This window comes from Achromobacter sp. SIMBA_011, from assembly GCF_046535435.1.
GTDB classification, from domain to species: Bacteria; Pseudomonadota; Gammaproteobacteria; order Burkholderiales; family Burkholderiaceae_B; genus Achromobacter; species Achromobacter dolens.
The window spans coordinates 461,085-480,047 of the sequence record NZ_JAWRWN010000002.1; the positions used below are offsets into that span (position 1 = coordinate 461,085).

Here is an 18,963-nt window from a genome sequence, read left to right on the forward strand (position 1 = left end):
GCGCCGGGCGGCGCCCGGGGTTCAATACGATGGGAAACACGCAGCGATGACTTCACCCTTGCCCAACCGCTTTCGCCAACGCATCCTGGCGCGCGAGCGCCTGATCGGCTTCTGGATGTGCATGTCCAGCCACATCACCGCGGAAGTCGCGGGCCTGGCCGACTTCGACTGGCTGCTGCTGGATGGCGAGCATTCGCCCAACACCGTGCCGATGTTCCTGCAGCAGTTGCAGGCCCTGCAGGGCAGCGCCAGCGCCGCCATCGGCCGGCCGACCTGGAACGATCCGGTCGAGATCAAGCGCCTGCTGGACATCGGCTTCTACAACCTGCTGATTCCCTTCATCGAATCCGAGGATGACGCGCGCCGCGCGGTGGCCGCGACCCGCTATCCGCCGCAGGGCATCCGCGGCGTGGCCGGCATGCAGCGCAGCAACCGCTACGGCACCGTGCCGGATTACTTGAAGACCATCAACGACAACATCTGCGTGCTGCTGCAGATCGAGAGCCGGCCGGGCATCGAGGCGGTCGACGCGATCGCCGCGGTCGAGGGCGTGGACGGCGTCTTCATCGGCCCGTCGGACCTGGCCGCGGCCCTGGGCCATCTGGGCAACCCGGGCCACCCGGAAGTGCAGGAAGCGATTCGCCACCTGTACCAGCGCGTCACCGCGCAGGGCAAGGCGGTGGGCATCCTGGCGCCGGTGCAAGCCGATGCGCGCCGCTACCTGGACATGGGCATGCACTTCGTCGCGGTCGGCACCGACCTGGGCGTGTTCAAGCAGGCCACCTTCGCGTTGCGCGAGGCCTTCCCCACCTGATCCTGCCTGATCGCGCGGCCGTCGCGTTCGCCACGGCCGCGCCTTGCCTTACTGCTCCAGCGCCAGCAGGTCGGCGACCGTCTGGCGGCGGCGGATCAGGCGCGCCTCATTGCGGTCCAGCAGCACTTCGGCCGCCAGCGGCCGGGTGTTGTAGTTCGAGGACATCGACGCGCCATAGGCGCCGGCATTGTGGAACACCAGGAAGTCGCCGATGCGCGGCCGCGGCAGCGACTGGTCCGAGACCACGCCGCCCGCGTCCTGCGTGAACACGTCGCCCGATTCGCACAGCGGACCGGCCACGGCGACACGGGTCTCGGCCGTTGGCGGCGTGGCGCCGTCCGGCGCGTGCACCGAGATGCGGTGGTAGCTGCCGTACATGGCCGGGCGCATCAGGTCGTTGAAGCCGGCGTCCACCAGCGCGAAATCGCGCTCGGGGCGGCGGTTGATCGCGTGCACTTCGGCCACCAGCGCGCCGGCCTCGGCCACCAGGAAGCGGCCCGGTTCGATCTCCAGGCGCACCGCGTGGCCCAGGCGCTGCTCGATGCGCTTGCGGGCCGCGTCCCATTGCTCGAAGTAGTGGTCGCAGTCGATGCGCGGCTCGCCCTCGCGATACGGAATCGACAGACCGCCGCCGGCCGAGATGGCCTCGATGTCGTGGTCCAGCGAGGCGACCACGTCGACCATCGCGTCGCACACGCTGGACAGGTGGCCATAGTCCACGCCCGAGCCGATGTGCATGTGGATGCCGACCAGCTTCAGGCCGTAGCGGCGCACGATGCCGATGGCGGCCGCGACGTCGTCGATCCAGATGCCGTGCTTGCTTTGCGGGCCGCCGGTGTTGGTCTTGTTGCTGTGGCCGTGGCCGAAGCCCGGGTTGATGCGCAGCCACACGCGGTGGCCCGGCGCGTGCTGGCCGACGCGTTCGAGCATGTCGAGCGAGCCGGCGTTCACGGTGATGCCGTGCTTGATGACGGTGGCCAGGGTGGCGTGGTCGATCAGGTCGGCCGTGAACACCACGCCGGCCGGCTCGCCCGCGGGCTCGAAGCCGGCGGCCAGGCTGCGCTCGATCTCGCCCAGGGACACCGCGTCCACCATCACGCCCTCGGCGCGCATCAGGCGCAGGATGTGCAGGTTGGAGCAGGCCTTCTGCGCGTAGCGGATGACGTCGAAGCGGCGCAGTTGGGCGATGCGCTCGCGGATGACGGCGGCATCGTAGACCCACAGCGGGGTGCCGTGCTCGGCGGCGAGTCGGGTGAGTTGGCGCGGATCGAAAGCCATTGCGGGGTGAACCTTGTTGCGATGATGGGGTAGGGAATCAGGGCAGCATCATGCCTGCGCCAGGTCATCCAGTAAAATGCTTAGATTTTCCACATCGATTCATTCCTGATATGGATAGGGCATGCTGACCCATCGTCACGTCGAAGTCTTCCGCGCCCTCATGATCGCCGGCAGCGTGACCAAGGCCGCCGACCTGTTGTTCACCTCGCAGCCCACCGTCAGCCGCGAACTGGCGCGCATGGAGCAGACCATCGGCTTCGCCCTGTTCGAGCGGGTGCGCGGCCGCCTGCGGCCCACCATGCCCGCGCTGGCGCTGTACGACGAGGTGCGGCAGTCATACGCCGGGCTGGAGCGGGTGGCGTCCACCGCGGCGCGCCTGCGCGCCTTCCAGGACGGGCAACTGGCGGTAATCGCGTTGCCGGCGTTTTCACATTCGCTGCTGCCGGGGGCCTTCCGGCGCTTCAGCCAGGACTACCCGGGCGTGAGCCTGGCGCTGGAGGCGCAGGAATCGCCGTTCCTGGAGGAATGGCTCACTGCCCAGCGCTACGACCTGGGCCTGACCGAGCACGAGCTGGAGCCGGCCGGCACCCGGCTGGCGTTATTGCTGGAGGTGGACGAGGTCTGCGTGCTGCCCGATGGTCATCGCCTGTTGGCCCGGCCGGCGCTGGAACTGGCCGATTTCGCTGGCGAACCGTTCGTCAGCCTGTCGTCCAGTGACCCCTACCGCATCCAGATCGACGAGGCCTTCGCGGCCGAAGGCGTGCTGCGGCGCGCGATCATCGAGACGCCGACGGCGGTCTCGGTATGCGCCTTCGTGCGCCAGGGGCTGGGCCTGGCCATCGTCAATCCATTGACGGCGCTGGATTTCATCGGCCGCGGCCTGCATATCCGGCCATTGCGGCGATCGTTCCCGTTCCGGGTCAACTTGGTGTTTCCGGAGCACCGGCCCAAGAACCCGCTGGTGGACGCCTTCACCGCCACCCTGCGCGACGAGGCCGAGCAGATCCGCGCCCGCCTCGCGGCCCGGCAGGACTGACGGGCGCTGCCGCCATCGGGCCATGCGGCTGGGGTCCGTAGACGGCAGTCGGCAATAGGTGGGAACGGGCAGGTGGCAGCAGCCGGCAATAGCGCAACGAGCAACTGGCAACAGGAACAGGTAACAGGAACAGGCAACAAAAAAGGATGCCCGTGGGCATCCTTCTTCATTTGCCGTATTCATGACGCCCTGCAAGGCAGGGCGGCATAATGGCTTAGGCCAGCGCCTTGATGGCGGCAGCCAGGCGGCTCTTGTGGCGAGCGGCCTTGTTCTTGTGGATGATGTTCTTGTCAGCCACGCGATCGATCACGCTCGACGCCTTCTGGAACACTTCGCCAGCCGCAGCCTTATCGCCAGCGGCGATGGATTGGCGAACGCGCTTGATGGCGGTGCGCAGCATCGAGCGCAGGCTGGAATTGTGCTTGTTGCGCTCAACGGATTGGCGAGCGCGCTTGCGGGCTTGGGCGGTATTGGCCATGTTGCTATGTAAGTTGAATTCGGCAAAGTCGAACATTTTAGCAAGTCCCAGAGGGATTGCAAGCTTTAAATGCCGTGTCTGCCGATGGAGCGCCCGTCAACCGGGCGGGGGGCGCTGCGAGGAAAGCCTCGGACTGCAGGACCCGGGTAGCTTGACCTGGGCTTCAGACCGCGCGGGCATCGAAGGAATCAACGCCTGGTGGCCCTGCTGCGCCTACTGGATAAAAACACCGTGCCGAGTATACAACGGAAGCGGCCTTTCGTTACAGCCCCGTTTCAGCGGACGTGGTCAGGCCGCGACGTTGATCGACACGAACCAGGGTGTGTAACGCCGCACGTGGATCGGCATCATGTCTTCGAGGGCGGCCAGCGCCGCGTCCGTGTCGTCGAGCGGGAAATGGCCGGAAACGGGCAGGCCGCCAGCGGCCATCGAGACGCGCAGGGAGCCGCTGCGGTAGGGGCGCAGGGCGGCGATGACCTCGGCCAGCGGGCGACCGCGGGCGTCGATCCAGCCAGCCTCCCAGGCGGCTTCCGCCATCAGTTCGGCACGGGGGGTGTCGATGCGCGAGACATCGAAGCGGGCTCCGGTGCCGGCCCGCACGATGCCGTGGGCGCCCGCCATGGTTTCCACCACCACCTCGTGCTCGTGCACCACGACCACCGTGCGCTGGGCTTGCTGGCGCACCATGTAGCGGGTGCCCAGGGCGCGCACGGTGCCCTCGGCGGTCTGCACCAGGAAGGGCCGCCGCGCGTCGGGCGCCACCGACACGGTGACGGCGCCGTCCAGCAGCCGCACCTGGCGGTAGGCGGGGGTGAAGTCCAGGTTGACGCGGCTGCGCGCGTCCAGCAGCAGTTGGCTGCCGTCGGAAAGCAGGTAGCGGCGGCGTTCGCCGGTGGCCGTGGCGGCGTCGGCCGCGACGTTGCTCAACGGGTAGAAGGCGTTGCCCACGTACGCGGCGCAGGCGCCCGCGCTGGCGAGGGCGAGCGAACCCGCCAGGAAGCGCCGGCGCGGCGGCACGACGACGGGCGGCGTGACGGCAGGCGCGGGCGCCGCCTGCGGCGAGGGCGGCGAGGCGGTCGTGGCGTAACCGGCAGGATAGGCGTCGCCCAGCCGGCCAAAGCCCGATCCCGCCAGAGTGCCCGTCAATTGTTGCCAGGCATTCTCATGCAGAGGGTCGGCCGCGCGCCACGCCAGGAAATCGTTGTAGTCCTGCGCCGTCGCTTTACCGGAGCGTAGCAGCAGCAACCAATTGATGACTTGGTCCGCCATGGGTTGTCCTTGGGCGTACTTCACTTCAAGCTGCCGCCTGGGGGGCCAGGCGGGAATCCTTTTGATGGCAATTTGTAAATAATAAAGGTTTTTTACCAAAGATTACCGGCCGCTTGTCAATTCTTGACGAATCAAATGCAAAAAAAGCCGGCGGGTAGCCGGCTTTTTGCTGAGATTGAGGCGCGAACCCTGGAAATTAACGGGGGGATCGGCGTCCGAAGTCTCGGGGACGGAACCCAAACAGTAACAACATGCCGAAGTAGACCGCCGCGCTGGCCGCCAATACGCCGGTCAGCCACAGCGCGCGATGGCCGGCATGGGCCTGCAGGCCGATCCAGTCAATACGACCATCGGCGTATAGCAGCAGCGCGGCCAGGGCCGCCAAGGCCGGCACCAGGCGCAGGCAGAAGCGGCCCCAGCCGTCGCCGGGCCGGTAGACGCCCCGGCGGCGCAGGCCGATCAGCAGCGCCAGCGCATTCAGGCAGGCGCCCAGGCCGATGGCGAGCGCCAGGCCGGCGTGGGCCAGCAGCGGCACCAGCGCCAGGTTCATCAGTTGGGTCAGGATCAGTACGCCGATGGCGATTTTCACGGGCGTGCGGATGTCCTGCTTGGCATAGAAGCCGGGCGCCAGGATCTTCACCGCCAGCAGGCCGATCAACCCGGCCGAATAGGAAATCACGGCCAGCCGGGTCTGCAGCACATCCTGCGCCGAGAACGCGCCATAGTGGAAGAGCGTCGCCACTAGGCCGTCCGACAGCAGCGCCATGCCCACCGCCGCCGGCAGTCCCAGCAGCAGCACCAGCCGCAGGCCCCAGTCGAGCAGCGCGCTGTAGCCGCCATGGTCGTCGCGGGCGTGGGCGGCCGACAGGCTCGGCAGCAGCACCGTGCCCAGCGCCACGCCCAGCAGGGCGGTCGGGAATTCCATCAGGCGGTCGGCGAACGACAGCCAGGTGACGCTGCCGGGCGCGAGCCAGGTGGCGATGTTGGTGTTGATCAGCAGCGAAATCTGCGCCACCGACACGCCCAGCGTGGCCGGCGCCATCTGCTTGAGGATGCGCTGCACCGTGGGGTCGGCCCAGGCTTCGCGAAAGCGCAGCGAGAAGCGCGGCGTCAGGCCCAGCCGCGCCAGCGCCACCCATTGCACCGCCAGTTGCGCCACGCCGCCGATCATCACGCCGATGGCCAGGGCATAGACCGGCACGTCCATGCGCGGGGCCAGCCAGAGGCAGGCGGCGATCATGGACAGGTTCAGCAGCACTGGCGTGAAGGCCGGCACGGCAAAGCGCCGCCAGGTGTTGAGCACGCCGGAGGCGAACGCAATCAGCGACATGCAGAAGATGTAGGGAAACATCACCCGCGTCATCCAGACGGCGGCGCCAAATTCGGTGTCGCGCGCGGCGCCGCGCAGGCCGCTGGCCATGGCCGACACCACCCAGGGCGCGGCGATGATGCCGATCAGCGTGATCGCCATCAGGGCCGCGGTCAGCAGCAGCGCCACCCGGTCCAGCAGGGTGCGGACCTCGGTTTCGGAGCGGTTGTTGCGGGCATGGCCCAGGATCGGCACGAAGGCCTGGGCGAAGGCGCCTTCGGCGAACAGCCGGCGCAACAGGTTGGGAATGCGGAAGGCGACCCAGAAGGCGTCGGTGATGGGGCCGGCGCCGAAGGCGCGCGCCACCAGGATGTCGCGTACCAGCCCGGAAATACGGGACAGCAGGGTGAAGCTGCTGACGGTGGCCGCGGAACGGAACAGGCTCATGGGGGTGACTGCGATAGAAAGCGGGCGGGCCTGCCCGGGGTATTGCAAGGAAGCGGCGCCGGCTCGCCGGCGCCCAAAGCATCGCCCCCTCCGGGGAGGGGGCGTCGGGCGATTACTTGGGGGGCATCCGGATGGCGCCATCCAGGCGGATCGTCTCGCCGTTCAGCATGTCGTTGGTGATGATGGCGTGCACCAGCTTGGCGTAGTCCTCCGGACGGCCCAGGCGGGCGGGGAAGGGGATGCTGGCGGCCAGCGAGTCCTGCACTTCCTGCGGCATGCCGAAGATCATCGGCGTGCCGAAGATGCCGGGAGCGATCGTCATGCAGCGGATGCCGGTCTTGGCCAGGTCGCGGGCGATCGGCAGGGTCATGCCGGCCACGCCGGCCTTGGAGGCGGCGTAGGCCGCCTGGCCGATCTGGCCGTCGAACGCGGCGACCGAGGCCGTGTTGATCATCACGCCGCGCTCGCCGGTGGGCTCGGGCGTGTTGCCGCTCATGGCCTCGGCGGCCAGTCGCATCATGTTGAAGCTGCCGATCAGGTTGATCGACACGACCTTCTGGAACAGATCCAGCGGGTGCGCGCCGTTCTTGCCCACGATCTTGGCGGCCGGCGCCACGCCGGCGCAGTTGACCAGGCCGAACAGGGTGCCCAGTTCCTTGGCCGCGGCAACGGCGCGCTGGCCGTCGGCCTCTTGCGTCACGTCGCAGTGGACGTAGCGCTGGCCCAGTTCCTTGGCCAGTTCCTCGCCGGGGCCATCCTGCAGGTCGGCGATGACCACCTTGGCGCCGTTGGCCACCAGCATGCGCACGGTGCCGGCGCCCAGGCCGGATGCGCCGCCGGTAACGATGAATACCTTGTTCGCGATTTCCATGTCTCTACCACCAGATCAATTCAAGGGATGAAAACGGCGCGCCAGGCGCCGGATGCGAAAAGGCCTTCGGGCCGGGGGCGGAACGCGTCGCGTCCGGCCGGCGCCGAAGGCCTGGGCCTGCGAAGCGCCTATCAGCTCTTGACGGCGTCGAACAGGCGCGACTTGATTTCCTCGACCGCGCCGACGCCGGAGATCTTGCGGTACTTCGGCGCCTCGGCCGGGTTCTGCTGGGCCCACGACGAGTAGTAGTCGACCAGCGGACGGGTCTGCTGGCGGTACACGTTCAGGCGATTGCGCACCGTTTCCTCGCGGTCGTCGTCGCGCTGGATCAGGTCTTCGCCGGTGACGTCGTCCTTGCCTTCGACCTTGGGCGGGTTGAAGCGCACGTGGTAGCTGCGGCCGCTGGGCTGGTGCACGCGGCGACCGCTCATGCGTTCGATGATGTCTTCTTCGGGGACTTCGATTTCCACCACGTAGTCCAGCTTGACGCCGGCGCTCTTGAGCGCGTCGGCTTGCGGAATGGTGCGCGGGAAACCGTCGAACAGGTAGCCGTTGGCGCAGTCGGGCTGCTTCAGGCGGTCCTGGACCAGGCCGATGATGATCTCATCCGAGACCAGGCCGCCGGCATCCATGACCTTCTTCGCTTCGATGCCCAGGGGCGTGCCGGCCTTGACCGCGGCGCGCAGCATGTCGCCCGTGGAAATCTGGGGAATGCCGAAATGCTGGGTGAGAAACGCGGCCTGGGTGCCTTTGCCGGCGCCGGGAGGTCCGAGCAAGATGAGACGCATGAGTGCTCCTGAATGGGGTTTAATTTTTGTGATCCGAGCGATTATGCCGCAACGCAGCAGCCTCTGCGGGGCCGCGCCATGCGAAATAACCCTTATATCCGTTTGCTATAGATCAAGCGAACGCGTTCCAGGTCGGCCGGCGTATCTACGCCGGCGGCCGGAGGGTGCGACGCCCGATGGACGACGATGACGTGGCCGTGCTCCATCGCGCGCAACTGTTCCAGCGACTCGAACCGTTCCAGCGCGCCTTGCGGCAGGGTCGGGTAGCGGCGCAGGAACGACACGCGGTAGGCGTACAGGCCGATGTGATGCCAGGCGGGCAGGCCGTCGGCCAGCACGCGCTCGCCGCCGGCCAGCGCGTCGCGCGCCCACGGGATCGGCGCGCGCGAGAAATACAGCGCGCGGCCGTCGACGGCGCAGACCAGCTTGACCACATTGGGGTTGAACAGCGCCTGGGCGTCCGCCAGCGGACAGGCGCAGGTGGCGATGTCCGCCTGCGGGCTGTCGGCCAGGCGGGCCGCCACGGCGTCGATGAGTTCGGGTTCGATCAGCGGTTCGTCGCCCTGCACGTTGACGACGATGGCGTCGTCGGGCAGGCCCAGTTGTTCCACGGCCTCGGCCAGGCGGTCGGTGCCGGTGGGATGGTCGCCGCGGGTCATCAGGGCGCGCAGGCCGTGGGCCTGGGCGGCGTCCTGGACGCGCGCGTCATCCGTGGCGATGTAGACCTGCGACGCGCCTGATTGCGCCGCGCGTTCGGCCGTGCGCACCACCATCGGCTTGCCGCCGATGTCGGCGAGCGGTTTGTCGGGCAGGCGGGTCGAGGCGGTCCGCGCCGGGATCAGGGCGATGAAGCTCACGATACGAGCGGGTCAGGAGGAAACGGGGGCGTCGTCCAGCGAGCGCGCTTCCGATTCGAGCATGACGGGAATGCCGTCGCGCAGCGGGAATGCCAGGCGGTCGGCGCGGCAGACCAGTTCGGCCCGGGTGCGGTCGTGTTCGAGGCGGCCCTTGCACAGGGGGCAGACGAGGATGTCGAGAAGGCGGGATTCCATGACCGGGATTCTAAAGCAGTTTGGGCGGGCGCAGCCCGCGCCGGGCCGCCTTGCGCGCCGGAAATGAGGGTCGCGGGAGGGTCGAATTACTTGTTTTGTTAATTGTTGTCATGTTTTGACGCTCCACGCCAGAAATTTCGGGACGGATGATGGCTATGATCCGCCGCGACGTGAGGAAAGAGGAAACACGACAATGGATTCCAACACCATCCGCATCGGGCTGATGCTCATCATCCTGGCCTGGACGGTCATCAGCGCCATCACCTACATGGCGCGCCGCAGCGGCAACAAGGACGCACTGCGCCAGCTCAAGCGGGAAGGCCAGCCGTTGCGCCGCCTTGGCGCCGAGGAGCAGGCGCTGGTGCAGCCATTCCTGGTGCGGCCCGCCAAGCCCACGCAAAGCGTCGCGCTGCTCAATGACGGCGTGTTTCCGCTGCGCGGCGCCTTCGTGCGTCACGGGCTGGAATCGAGCCACGGCGCCGCCACGCTGCACGACACGCTGGGCGGCGTCGACGTGGTGCTGCCTTACGACGCGCGCGACTATCTGCGCGAGGACAACCAGGCCGAAGTGGTGCTGACGGAGAAATTCGCCATCGTGGTGGCGCTGAACGGCGGGTTCGACCTGGCCGGCGGCCGCGAGCGCGAGGCGCGCCGGCAGAAGCAGAACCAGCAATGGTCCAGCGGCAAGCTGGGGGCGATGCAGGACGTGGTCGATGCCGACGCGCCCGCCGCGCAGGACGCTGGCAACGCGCCCGACGCCCAGGCCGAACGCGAGTTCGCCGACGCCATGCGGGTCGAGATCCTGAGCCAGCGCGAGGAAACGCCCGCCGAGATCGCCTGGCGCCGTCCGGCCGGCGTCGCCTTCTGGCCCGCCGTGTGGTGGCTGGCGGCGTTTGTCTGCCTGGGCGTGGCCGCGGCGGGCGGCGGCCTGGCTTGGCTGGCCTCGGCCGCCGCGCCGGCGCTGCTGGCCGTCTGGCTGACCTGGCGCCGGCGCCCGTTGGGCGCGGCGCAGAAGGTGAACCGGGTGCGAGGCGAACTGAACGCGATCGTGCTGACCAATCCGGCCAACGCGCAGGCGGTGTCGACCCAATTGTTCCTGGGCGACAAGCTGCCGGTGACGCTGCCCGATCATTGGCGCGCCAACCTGGAGCTGCCGGATGACGGCCGCGTCGACGTGGACCTGCGGGTGGAGGACTACACCGTGCTGCGCCTGGGCAACCGGTTTTCCGTGGATGAAGAGCAGCGCCTGTTTCCCCAGGTGGCCTGGGGGCGCCACGTGACACTGGCGCTTGCGGGGCTGATCGCGGGCGCGGCGTTCGGCCTGATCGGTGACGGCGATCTGCGCGGCGACGTCGCGCTGGCGTCGGCGTGGGCGCGTGGCGCCCAGCCGCGGGTCTACGACTCGGCCACTGCGTTGGCCCAGGACCCGCCCGCGCCCGGCGACGTGGTGGCCCTGAAGGGCGCGGGCCGCTGCCAGTTCCAGCCGGACGCTTACCGTCAGGGCGAGGTGCGCTTCGATTGCGAGCGCATCCGTTGGCAGGGCGATGCGATCCAGGCTGGCGAACTGCGGGTCACGCCGGCCGCGCTGGCGTTGTATTCGGGCGGTTTCCTGAAGACCCGGCCCAATCCGATGATGGACATGCTGGTCCGCAACCAGGTGTATGGCAGCGTGGCCGGCAATCCGCTGGCCGCTTACAACGCCCGCAATGTCTCCGCGGTGACCGTGAATCGCGTGACCGATCTGGTGCTGACGATCGAACTGGCCTGCGAGGCCGCCACGGGGCAGGCCATCGCCGAGTGCGACCGCCTCAAGGCCGAGACGGTCGATGGCCTGATGCTGGCGCGCGACGAGCCGGACAGTTGGCTGGCACTGTTGCGGCTGGCGCAGGGCGGGGCCTTCAGGCAGCAGGGCAATGCCGACGAGGGCGTCATCATCGCGCACGTCGCCAACCGGCTGCGCGGCCTGGCCAGGAGCAGCATGGAGCCGCAGTTGCGCGAGGCGTTGGCGCGCGCCGGCAACGACCTGATGGCGCGCCAGCGCGGCGGTGTCGTCCTGCAGGTGTGGCCCGGCCGCTACGCCGATATGCCGCAATTGCCGCCGCGCGACGAAATGCCCGATCTGCTGCAGTCGTGGAGCCACCAGACCGCGATGCTGGCGGCCGATGGAGCCCGGCCATTCCAGGCTGGCGGCGTGGTCACCGCGGTCGGGCGCGAGGCGTCCGGCACAACGGTCGTCGACGTCGATGCGCGGCTTTCGCTGGACGATCCATGGCCGTCGCTTGCGCGGGTCATCTGGCTGGCGCTGGCGTTGCTGCTGCTGGCGGTGCATGTGCCGCTGGCGGTGCTGCGGTTGCGCGCGGCGACTGCCCGCAAGCGTGGGCTGGCGGAATACGCGCGGCGACCGGTCGCTGCGCGTTCGGCCTTTTTCTAGGAAGGCTGTCCCACAGCGCGCTGGCGCAGCGTCTGCGCCAGCCAGTCGAACAATCGCGGATCGGAAAAGCCGGCCCGCACCGGCACCTCCCACAGGCGCGCGTCATGCAGGGCGGCGCATTTGATGGCGTCCTTGGACGTGACCAGGATGGTCCGAGCGGCCAGCGCCTGGAAGGGCGAGGTGGCGTAGTCGTGGTGGTCAGGCAGGGGCAGCGTGGCCGCCAGCGTGATCCCCTGGGTTCGCAGCGTGGCGAAGAAACGCTCCGGGTTGCCGATGCCGGCGGCCGCCGCCACGTCCGGCTGGCCGGCGAAGGCGGCCAGCGGGCGGCGCGCGCCGCCTTCGATCTGGCGGGCGTCATCGGGTTCCAGCCACATGGCGACCTGGCGCGGCCCCGGGCCGGAGGGCGCCGCCGCGTGTCCGCCGGGCACGCCGATATTGGTGATCACCGCGTCCACCTCGCGCAGCCGGCTGGCCGGTTCGCGCAAGGGGCCTGCCGGCAGCAGGCGGCCATTGCCGACGCCGCGCTGGTCCTGCACGACGATTTCCAGGTCGCGCGCCAATGCCAGGTGTTGCAGGCCGTCGTCGGAAACGATCACGTCCACCTGGGGATGGGCGCGCAGCAGTGCCTGGGCGGCCAGCGCGCGGCGCGGATGCACCGCCACGGGCGCGCCGGTGGCGCGCGCGATCAAAGCGGGCTCGTCGCCGAATTGCGCGGCTTCCAGTTCGCCCTGGCCGACGCGTGCCTGCGGTCCGAGTTTCACGCCGTAGCCGCGGCTGACCACGCCGGGCGTATAGCCGCGGGCGCGCAGCGCGTCGACGGTGGCAATGACCATGGGCGTCTTGCCGGTGCCGCCCACGTAGATGTTGCCGATCACCACCACGGGCACCGGCGCCCGGTAGGCCGTCGCGCGGCCGTCGCGGTAGCGCGCGCGCTTGCGCGCCACCACGCTTGCGGTCAGCGCGGACAGCGGGCGCAGCAGGGTGGAGAGCCAGCCGCCGTGCTGCCATTGGCGCGCAATCAGCGAGGCCTTGGGGCGGGACGAAGTCACCGGGCGGTCTGGGCGGCGAAGTTGACGCGGCCGATGCCGGCCAGGCGCGCCGCTTCCATGACGTTGATCACGGACTGGTGGGTGGCCTGCGCATCGGCGTTGATGACCACCAGCGGTTCGGTCTTGCCGGCGGCGGCCTGGCGCAGCACGTCGGCGATCTCGGGCGGCGTGGAGACGTCGATCAGCGTGCCATTGAGCGCATAGCGCCCATCCTGGCTGATCGCCACTTCCAGCGCCGGCGGCGTTTCCTGCTCGGCCGAGGCCTGCGGCAGCGTGACCTTCAGTTGCGTGAAGCGGGCGAACGAGGTGGTCGCCGCCAGGAAGATGAGGATGACCAGCAGGACGTCGATGAGCGGAATCAGGTTGATGTCCAGCTCGTCGCGGTCGCCCCGGGAGCCCCGGAAATTCATGGACGGTCCTCGCGCGCGGCGGAGGCGGGCGACACCGCGCGCGCCAGCCGCGCGGCCGACAGTTCCATGGCGTTCAGGTAGCCGTCGACCCGGCCGCGCAGATAGCGGTGCGCGATCATGGCGGGGATGGCGATGAGAATGCCGAAGCCGGTGTTGTAAAGCGCGATCGAGATGCCCCGCGCCAACTGGGCGGGGTCGCCGCCGCCAGGCGTGTACGAACCGAAGATTTCGATCATGCCGACCACGGTGCCGAACAGTCCCATCAGCGGCGCGACCACGGCGATGGTGCCGATGGCGGGGATGTAGCGGCTCAGGTCATGGGCCACGGCGCGGCCGGTGTCCTCGACCACGCTGCGCAATTCCTCGCGCGGCAGATGGCGGTGGCGCATGACCTCGGCCAACACGCGGCCGAGCGGCGAATTGCGTTCCAGGCGGCTCAGTGATTCGGGAGAATCCTGGCGGTTGCGCAGCATCTCGGCCACTTGTTCGTTCAGGCCGCGCGGCATGACCTGGCTGCGGCGCAGCGACAGGAAGCGCTCGAAGATCAGCGCAAGACCCAGCACGGAAGTCGCCAGCAGGGGCCAGATCGGCCAGCCGGCCTCGCGCAAGATGGAAAGCAAAGCGGTCAACTCCAGGTGCGCCGGGGGACGGGGAGGGCCACGCGCCGGCATCTGCTCAAGCCGGAACTGTAACGGCGCGGCCGGGATGTGGCAAGGCCGGCCGGACGGCAAAACTATCCACAGAATTTGTGGATAATTCTGTGCAAAACTTCGCCGGAACGCTTGCGGGCACAGGGCTTGCGCTTGGTTGCTTCAAATTCGAGCAACCGTGCATGGTCAGAAATTCCATAAAAATCATGTTCTTAGGTCGAATTTGCTAGCTTTCGGGCCTGCCGCGGCAAAAATGCCCGGACGCGGTATCATGGCGGCCCGCTACGTATGCCCTGTGGACAGGTACGCATCGGAAAGCCTTATGACAATTGAACTTGCAGTCACAAACAACGTATTTGCGCGGGATATCCTGACAGTTGCCCAGCTGAACCAAGCGGTGGGGCAGTTGTTGGAGCGCAGCGTCCCGGCACTGTGGGTTCGCGGCGAGATTTCCAACTTCACGCAGGCGGCTTCCGGGCATTGGTACTTCACGCTCAAGGACAGCCGCGCCGCCGTGCGCGCCGTCATGTTCCGGGGCCGCGCCAGCGCGGTCGGCTTCGTGCCGCGCGCCGGCGACCAGGTGGAAATCAGGGCCAGAGTGTCGCTTTACGAACCCCGTGGCGACTATCAACTGCAGGTCGACGCCATGCGCCGCGCCGGCCTGGGCAATCTGTACGAAGCCTTCCTGCGCCTGAAGGAACAGTTGAACGCGGAAGGCCTGTTCGATCCGGCGCGCAAGCGCGAACCCGTGCCGTTGCCGCGCGCCATCGGCGTGATCACCTCGTTGCATGCCGCCGCGCTGCGTGATGTGCTGTCGGCGCTGGCGCGGCGCGCGCCGCAGGTGCCGGTCATCATCTACCCGGCGCCGGTGCAAGGCGCCGACGCGGCCGGCCGGCTGGCGGCGCAGGTCCGCCAGGCGAACGCCCGCGGTGAGGTCGATACGCTGCTGCTGGTGCGCGGCGGCGGCAGCATCGAGGACCTCTGGAGCTTCAACGACGAAGCCCTGGCGCGCGAGATCGATGCAAGCGCCATCACCACCATCAGCGGCGTTGGCCACGAAACCGACTTCACGATCGCCGACTTCGTCGCCGACGTGCGCGCGCCGACGCCGACCGCGGCCGCCGAATTGGCCTGCGTGCCGCGCTCCGAACTGCTGGGCCGCGTCATGTACGCGGCCGAAACCTTGGTGCGCGGCCAGCAGCGCCGCCTGGAACGCGCGGCGCAGCGTCTCGACCGCGCCGCCGCGCAACTGGTGTCGCCGGCCCAGCGGCTGGAACACCAGCGCGAGCGCCTGAACAGCCTGAGCTACCGGCTGGCATCGGCCTGGGCCGGTCCGCAGGCCCGGCGCGGCGCCCGCGTCAACCTGCTGGCGCAGCGTCTGGCGCATCGCGCGCCCGACACGCGCCGCGGCGCGGAACGCCTGGCCGCCGTGACGCGCCAGCTTGGCCAGACACACGCGCGCCTGCTGGCGCGGCGCCGCGACCAGTTGGCCGCGGCCGGCGCGCAACTGCGCGCGCTCGATCCCGGCAACACGCTGGCGCGCGGGTATGCTATCGCGCGGGACGCCGACGGCCGCATCGTGCGCGATGCCGCCACCCTGGCGGCGGGGCAGGGCCTGGACCTGAGCTTCGCGCAGGGCGGCGCCCGGGTCGAGGTCACGCAGGTGCGCGAGACGCGCGACCTCTGAAGCGCCGCGAACAGGCGGTAGTGGGACAACGCGGCCCTCGGGGCCGGCCGTCAGGGATGGAACGATGCGGTTGAACGAACCACGCAAGCCTGAGCGCCGCATGCGCCAGGCCGCTATGCTGGCGGCGCTGTTGGCCGCCATGACGCTGGCCGCGACGACGCCAGCGCGGGCCGGATTCCAGAACGACCCGCCGCCGCCCGCCGCGCCGCTGTCGGTGGCGCCGCCGCCTCCGGCCGCGCCGTCGCCCCGGGCCGAGCCCAAGCCGCCGTCCGATTGCGACTGCGCGTCGCCCTACCGCGAATATCGGGCGGCCGAGACCGCCGAGACCCGCGCCTTGTTCAACGCCGTTGCCGCCGGCGACGAGGCGGCCTTCGCCGCCGCGCTGGCCAAGGTGAAGCAGCCGGGCGACTACGCGCTTGAAGGCGTGCCGCTGCTGCACGCGCTGCTGATGCCGGCGGGCAAGCGCGGCAAGCACGTGTATTGGGACATGCCGACGGACGAGGCGGCGCGCCTGCGCCAGGCCTGCCACGCGGCGCTGCCGGCCCGCACCCGCATGCTGGCGGCCCTGCTGGCGACCAGGCCGGCGCTGGACGACATCACCTACGAATCGCGCCGTCCGTCGCTGCAACTGGCGCTGCTGTATGGCACGCCCGAGATCCTGGACATGCTGCTGGCGGCCGGCGCCCGCCCCGACCAGCGCGGCGACGAGAATAAGACTCCGCTCGAATTCCTGCTCAGCCGCGATTTCGAATTCGCGGTGCGCATGACCTACCTGCCGCGACTGGTTGACCGCCAGCAGACCACGCGCATGGTGCTGGCCCTGCTCAAGGCCGGCGCCGCGCGTCCCTTCGCCTATATCGACGAACACGCCGATGACGCCATGCGCCAGGCCTTCAGGGACGCGCAGGGGCAACCGCGCCGGGCCGCGGACTACCTGGCCTGGGGGCCGCTGGTCGAATTGACCGAAGGCGCCGAAGTCGTGCGCGCGCTGGCCGCCACCGGCACCCGGCCCGCGTACGGCGAGGGCGCCAGTCCGCTGGCGCTGGCGGCCTACACCGGCAACGCGGGCGCGGTGACGGCGCTGGCGGAGCTGGGGCCGCGCACCGCGCCCGACACCGGCTACGGCGCCAGCGGCGACCGCGACCTATGGCTGGACGCGGCCCAGGCCGCCGTGGCGGCCGGACACGGCGACATCGCCGTGCCGCTGTTGCGCGCCGACATGCCGTTCAATCAGCGCGGACCGCAGACCGGCACCGACGCGGCGGTCTTCGTGCGCATGGAAGCGGACGAGCGTCCGATCATGAATCTGGCGGCCGGCAAGGGCGACGTCGTCACTTTGCAGCGCTTGCTGGCGCTGGGCGCGACGGTTGAGGGCGACGATACCGAACCGCATGGCGACACGCCCCTGGCGGACGCGGTGCGGGCCCGCCAGGCCGCGGCCGTGCGCGTGCTGCTGGCGGCCGGCGCCAATCCGACCACCACGCGGGAGGGCTATGACCGCAAGTCCGCCCTGCAGCGCGCCATCGAGGCTGATGACGCGCCATTGCTGCACGACCTGCTGGCGGCCACGCCGCCGGCCGCGCTGCAGGCGCTGCTGGCCGACCCCGCGCGCTCGCCATTGGCGCAGGCGCTGCGCCAGCCGGGCAAGCAGGGCGCCGCGATGCTGCGGCACCTGGTCGATGCCGGCCTCGACCTGAAGACGCTCGATGCCAGCGCCATTCGCCAGGCGCTGGAGAGCCGCGACGGCGAGATGGCCAGGTATCTGATCGACGCGGGCGTCCCGGTCAATCCGCAGGCCGCCGCGGCGGCGTCGGACGATCCCTATGACAACAAGGGCGTGCCGCCCTTGCTGGTGGCGGTGACTTCGGGCCAGGCGGCCATGGTCGATGCGTTGCTGGCCAAGGGCGCCGATCCGCTCGGCCTGGCCCCGGACGGCCGCAGCGCCCTGTATTGGGTCATCGGCGGCGGCGACGCGGCCATGCTCGAACGCTTGCTGGCCGCCGGCGCGCGGCTCGACGATCCGCGCTTGCCGCGCGCGCCGGCCGCTCATGCCTTGTTGAACGCCGCGCTTGCCTCCGGCGACCTGGCGCTGGTCAAACGTGTGGAGCAGGGCGCCAAGCAGCCGCTGGCCGACGCCTGCCTGCCGTCGGGGGGCGAATACGCGCTGCTCGACCGGCCCGGGTACTTCGCGCAATTGCAGGCGGCGGGCTACACCGGCGCGCGCGCCGAGTGCGTCGGCAAGGACGGCGCCTTGCCGCAGCGCCTGCTGTCGGCGCTGTTGCGCGACCGCCAGTTGGCGATCGCGCGCCGCGACACGGTGATCGATGTGCTCACGCGCTTGAAGGCCGTGGGCGCCGATCTGGACGCGCGCCAGACCGAGAGCGGCGATACGCCGCTGGTCGCCGCCATCCTGCTGGGCCGCGGCGATCTGGCCGATGCCCTGCTGGCGGCCGGCGCGAGCCCGGACGCCGCCGATGCGCAGGGTCGCAGTCCGGCCTGGGCGGCGCTGGCCAGCGGGCAGCCGGACATGCTGGCGCTGCTGGCGCGGCACCACGCGCGCTTTGATGGCGCGGCGGCGCCCTCGGGCCAGTCGTTCAGCCAGACGCTGGCGTGCCAGGCCGCGCCCGGCTTTGCCGCCGCGCTGCAGGCGGCCGGCGCGCCGCTCAAGCAGGCCTGCCCCGCCAAGCCGGGCGCCGCCAAGGCCCTGGGCAAAGCGGCCGCGCGCGTCGCCGGCCATTACTACCTGCGCGGCATGCGCGAAGTCGGCAGCGAGCTGCTGCTGTCGCCCGATGGCCGTTTCGATTACCTGATGAGCTACGGCGCCGTGGACATCCAGGCCAGCGGCACCTGGCGCCTGGAAGGTAGGCAGGTGCGCCTGGACACGCCGCCGATCCAGCCGTTCTCGGCGATCGCGAAGGTCGGCGCGGACTCGCGGCCCGCCGAGGGCGACGAGCTCACGGTGCGCGTGTATTACGAAGGCCGGCCGGTCAAGGTCGATGTGGCGATGTCGTCGGCCAGCGCCGATTACGCCGGCACGCCGAAGCAGTCCGAAGGCGCCGATGGCGTCAGCGCGCCGATCGCGCCGGGTGAGCTCAAGGCCCTGGCGGTGTTCGTGCCGCTGCCTTCCGGCGCGCGCTGGCACAGCGTGGATGTGAGCAAGTCCGATATCGCATCGCGGGCGCTGCGCATCGACCTGGAACTGCCGGAATCGGCTAGTCGCACACCGTTGCACATGACATTGGCGTTGCGCGAAGACGGCGCGCTGGTGGCCGCGCAAGGCGGGCGCGAACTGCGCTATGAGAAAGAGTAGCGTTTACGCGCGCAAGGCATAAACACATGCCCGTTAACCCCGCGCCGCCGCGGGGTTAACGCGGTATCCTCGCAGAGTTGCCGA

At 69.6% G+C, this 18,963-nt stretch carries 16 protein-coding genes; 5 read left to right on the top strand and 11 right to left on the bottom strand.

Translation table 11 applies throughout. The features are described from left to right. Positions 1 to 46: 46 nt before the first annotated feature. Positions 47 to 814 (top strand): 2-dehydro-3-deoxyglucarate aldolase, encoded by a 768-nt coding sequence (garL, locus tag SB816_RS09390; protein WP_054415874.1) that lies wholly within the window; start codon positions 47 to 49, stop codon positions 812 to 814. A 48-nt stretch (positions 815 to 862) separates the two neighbouring features. Here the strand turns inward: garL and lysA are convergent, their stop codons facing one another. After that, entirely contained in the window at positions 863 to 2,092 is a 1,230-nt protein-coding gene (lysA, locus tag SB816_RS09395) for a diaminopimelate decarboxylase (RefSeq protein ID WP_372412962.1), read from the bottom strand. Between the two features lie 121 nt (positions 2,093 to 2,213). Between lysA and SB816_RS09400 the strand changes: the two genes are divergently transcribed. After that, the gene (locus tag SB816_RS09400; protein WP_064524690.1) at positions 2,214 to 3,128 is read left to right on the top strand and encodes a LysR family transcriptional regulator; all 915 of its coding nucleotides are present in this window, start codon (positions 2,214 to 2,216) and stop codon (positions 3,126 to 3,128) included. A 214-nt stretch (positions 3,129 to 3,342) separates the two neighbouring features. Here SB816_RS09400 and rpsT read toward each other — a convergent pair whose 3' ends face one another. From rpsT to SB816_RS09435, 7 genes are all read right to left on the bottom strand, one after another. Next, on the bottom strand, positions 3,343 to 3,606 hold the full coding sequence (gene rpsT / locus SB816_RS09405) for a 30S ribosomal protein S20 (RefSeq protein WP_006396042.1): 264 nt from the start codon (positions 3,604 to 3,606) through the stop codon (positions 3,343 to 3,345). Positions 3,607 to 3,894: 288 nt separating this feature from the next. After that, positions 3,895 to 4,875: a FecR domain-containing protein gene (locus tag SB816_RS09410; protein ID WP_064524687.1), complete on the bottom strand. Its 981-nt coding sequence runs from the start codon at positions 4,873 to 4,875 to the stop codon at positions 3,895 to 3,897. Between the two features lie 196 nt (positions 4,876 to 5,071). After that, entirely contained in the window at positions 5,072 to 6,631 is a 1,560-nt protein-coding gene (gene murJ, locus SB816_RS09415; protein WP_144654866.1) for a murein biosynthesis integral membrane protein MurJ, read from the bottom strand. 112 nt (positions 6,632 to 6,743) lie between these two features. Then, positions 6,744 to 7,502 carry a 3-hydroxyacyl-CoA dehydrogenase gene (locus SB816_RS09420; RefSeq protein ID WP_006384004.1) on the bottom strand — a complete coding sequence of 253 codons (759 nt, stop codon included), beginning with the start codon at positions 7,500 to 7,502 and terminating at the stop codon, positions 6,744 to 6,746. Positions 7,503 to 7,633: 131 nt separating this feature from the next. After that, complete coding sequence (gene adk, locus SB816_RS09425) at positions 7,634 to 8,290, bottom strand: adenylate kinase (protein WP_054502068.1); 657 nt, start codon at positions 8,288 to 8,290, stop codon at positions 7,634 to 7,636. Between the two features lie 92 nt (positions 8,291 to 8,382). Beyond that, positions 8,383 to 9,147: a 3-deoxy-manno-octulosonate cytidylyltransferase gene (gene kdsB / locus SB816_RS09430; RefSeq protein ID WP_064524683.1), complete on the bottom strand. Its 765-nt coding sequence runs from the start codon at positions 9,145 to 9,147 to the stop codon at positions 8,383 to 8,385. A 12-nt stretch (positions 9,148 to 9,159) separates the two neighbouring features. Then, the gene (locus SB816_RS09435; RefSeq protein ID WP_054502070.1) at positions 9,160 to 9,342 is read right to left on the bottom strand and encodes a Trm112 family protein; all 183 of its coding nucleotides are present in this window, start codon (positions 9,340 to 9,342) and stop codon (positions 9,160 to 9,162) included. A gap of 193 nt (positions 9,343 to 9,535) precedes the next feature. On the opposite strand from SB816_RS09435, the gene SB816_RS09440 reads away from it, so the two are divergent. Next, positions 9,536 to 11,773, top strand: coding sequence for an IgaA/UmoB family intracellular growth attenuator (locus SB816_RS09440; RefSeq protein WP_410546841.1), 2,238 nt, complete (start codon positions 9,536 to 9,538; stop codon positions 11,771 to 11,773). On the opposite strand, the gene lpxK is transcribed toward SB816_RS09440, so the two are convergent. Genes lpxK through SB816_RS09455 form a run of 3 tightly spaced genes read right to left on the bottom strand, consistent with a single transcriptional unit; the run spans position 11,770 to position 13,852 of the window. Beyond that, entirely contained in the window at positions 11,770 to 12,822 is a 1,053-nt protein-coding gene (lpxK, locus tag SB816_RS09445; RefSeq protein WP_410546842.1) for a tetraacyldisaccharide 4'-kinase, read from the bottom strand. The genes SB816_RS09440 and lpxK overlap by 4 nt on opposite strands. Continuing rightward, a complete protein-coding gene (locus SB816_RS09450; RefSeq protein ID WP_054502073.1) occupies positions 12,819 to 13,232 on the bottom strand; it encodes an ExbD/TolR family protein in 414 nt (137 codons plus the stop codon). Before SB816_RS09450 ends, lpxK begins: the two co-directional genes overlap by 4 nt. After that, the gene (locus SB816_RS09455; protein ID WP_064524676.1) at positions 13,229 to 13,852 is read right to left on the bottom strand and encodes a MotA/TolQ/ExbB proton channel family protein; all 624 of its coding nucleotides are present in this window, start codon (positions 13,850 to 13,852) and stop codon (positions 13,229 to 13,231) included. Before SB816_RS09455 ends, SB816_RS09450 begins: the two co-directional genes overlap by 4 nt. A 352-nt stretch (positions 13,853 to 14,204) precedes the next feature. Here SB816_RS09455 and xseA point away from each other — a divergent pair, with 352 nt between their 5' ends. Together xseA and SB816_RS09465 are read left to right on the top strand one after the other, a co-directional pair. Next, on the top strand, positions 14,205 to 15,569 hold the full coding sequence (xseA, locus tag SB816_RS09460) for an exodeoxyribonuclease VII large subunit (protein WP_054502075.1): 1,365 nt from the start codon (positions 14,205 to 14,207) through the stop codon (positions 15,567 to 15,569). Positions 15,570 to 15,669: 100 nt separating this feature from the next. Continuing rightward, entirely contained in the window at positions 15,670 to 18,879 is a 3,210-nt protein-coding gene (locus SB816_RS09465) for a permease (RefSeq protein ID WP_410546843.1), read from the top strand. Positions 18,880 to 18,963 lie beyond the last annotated feature (84 nt).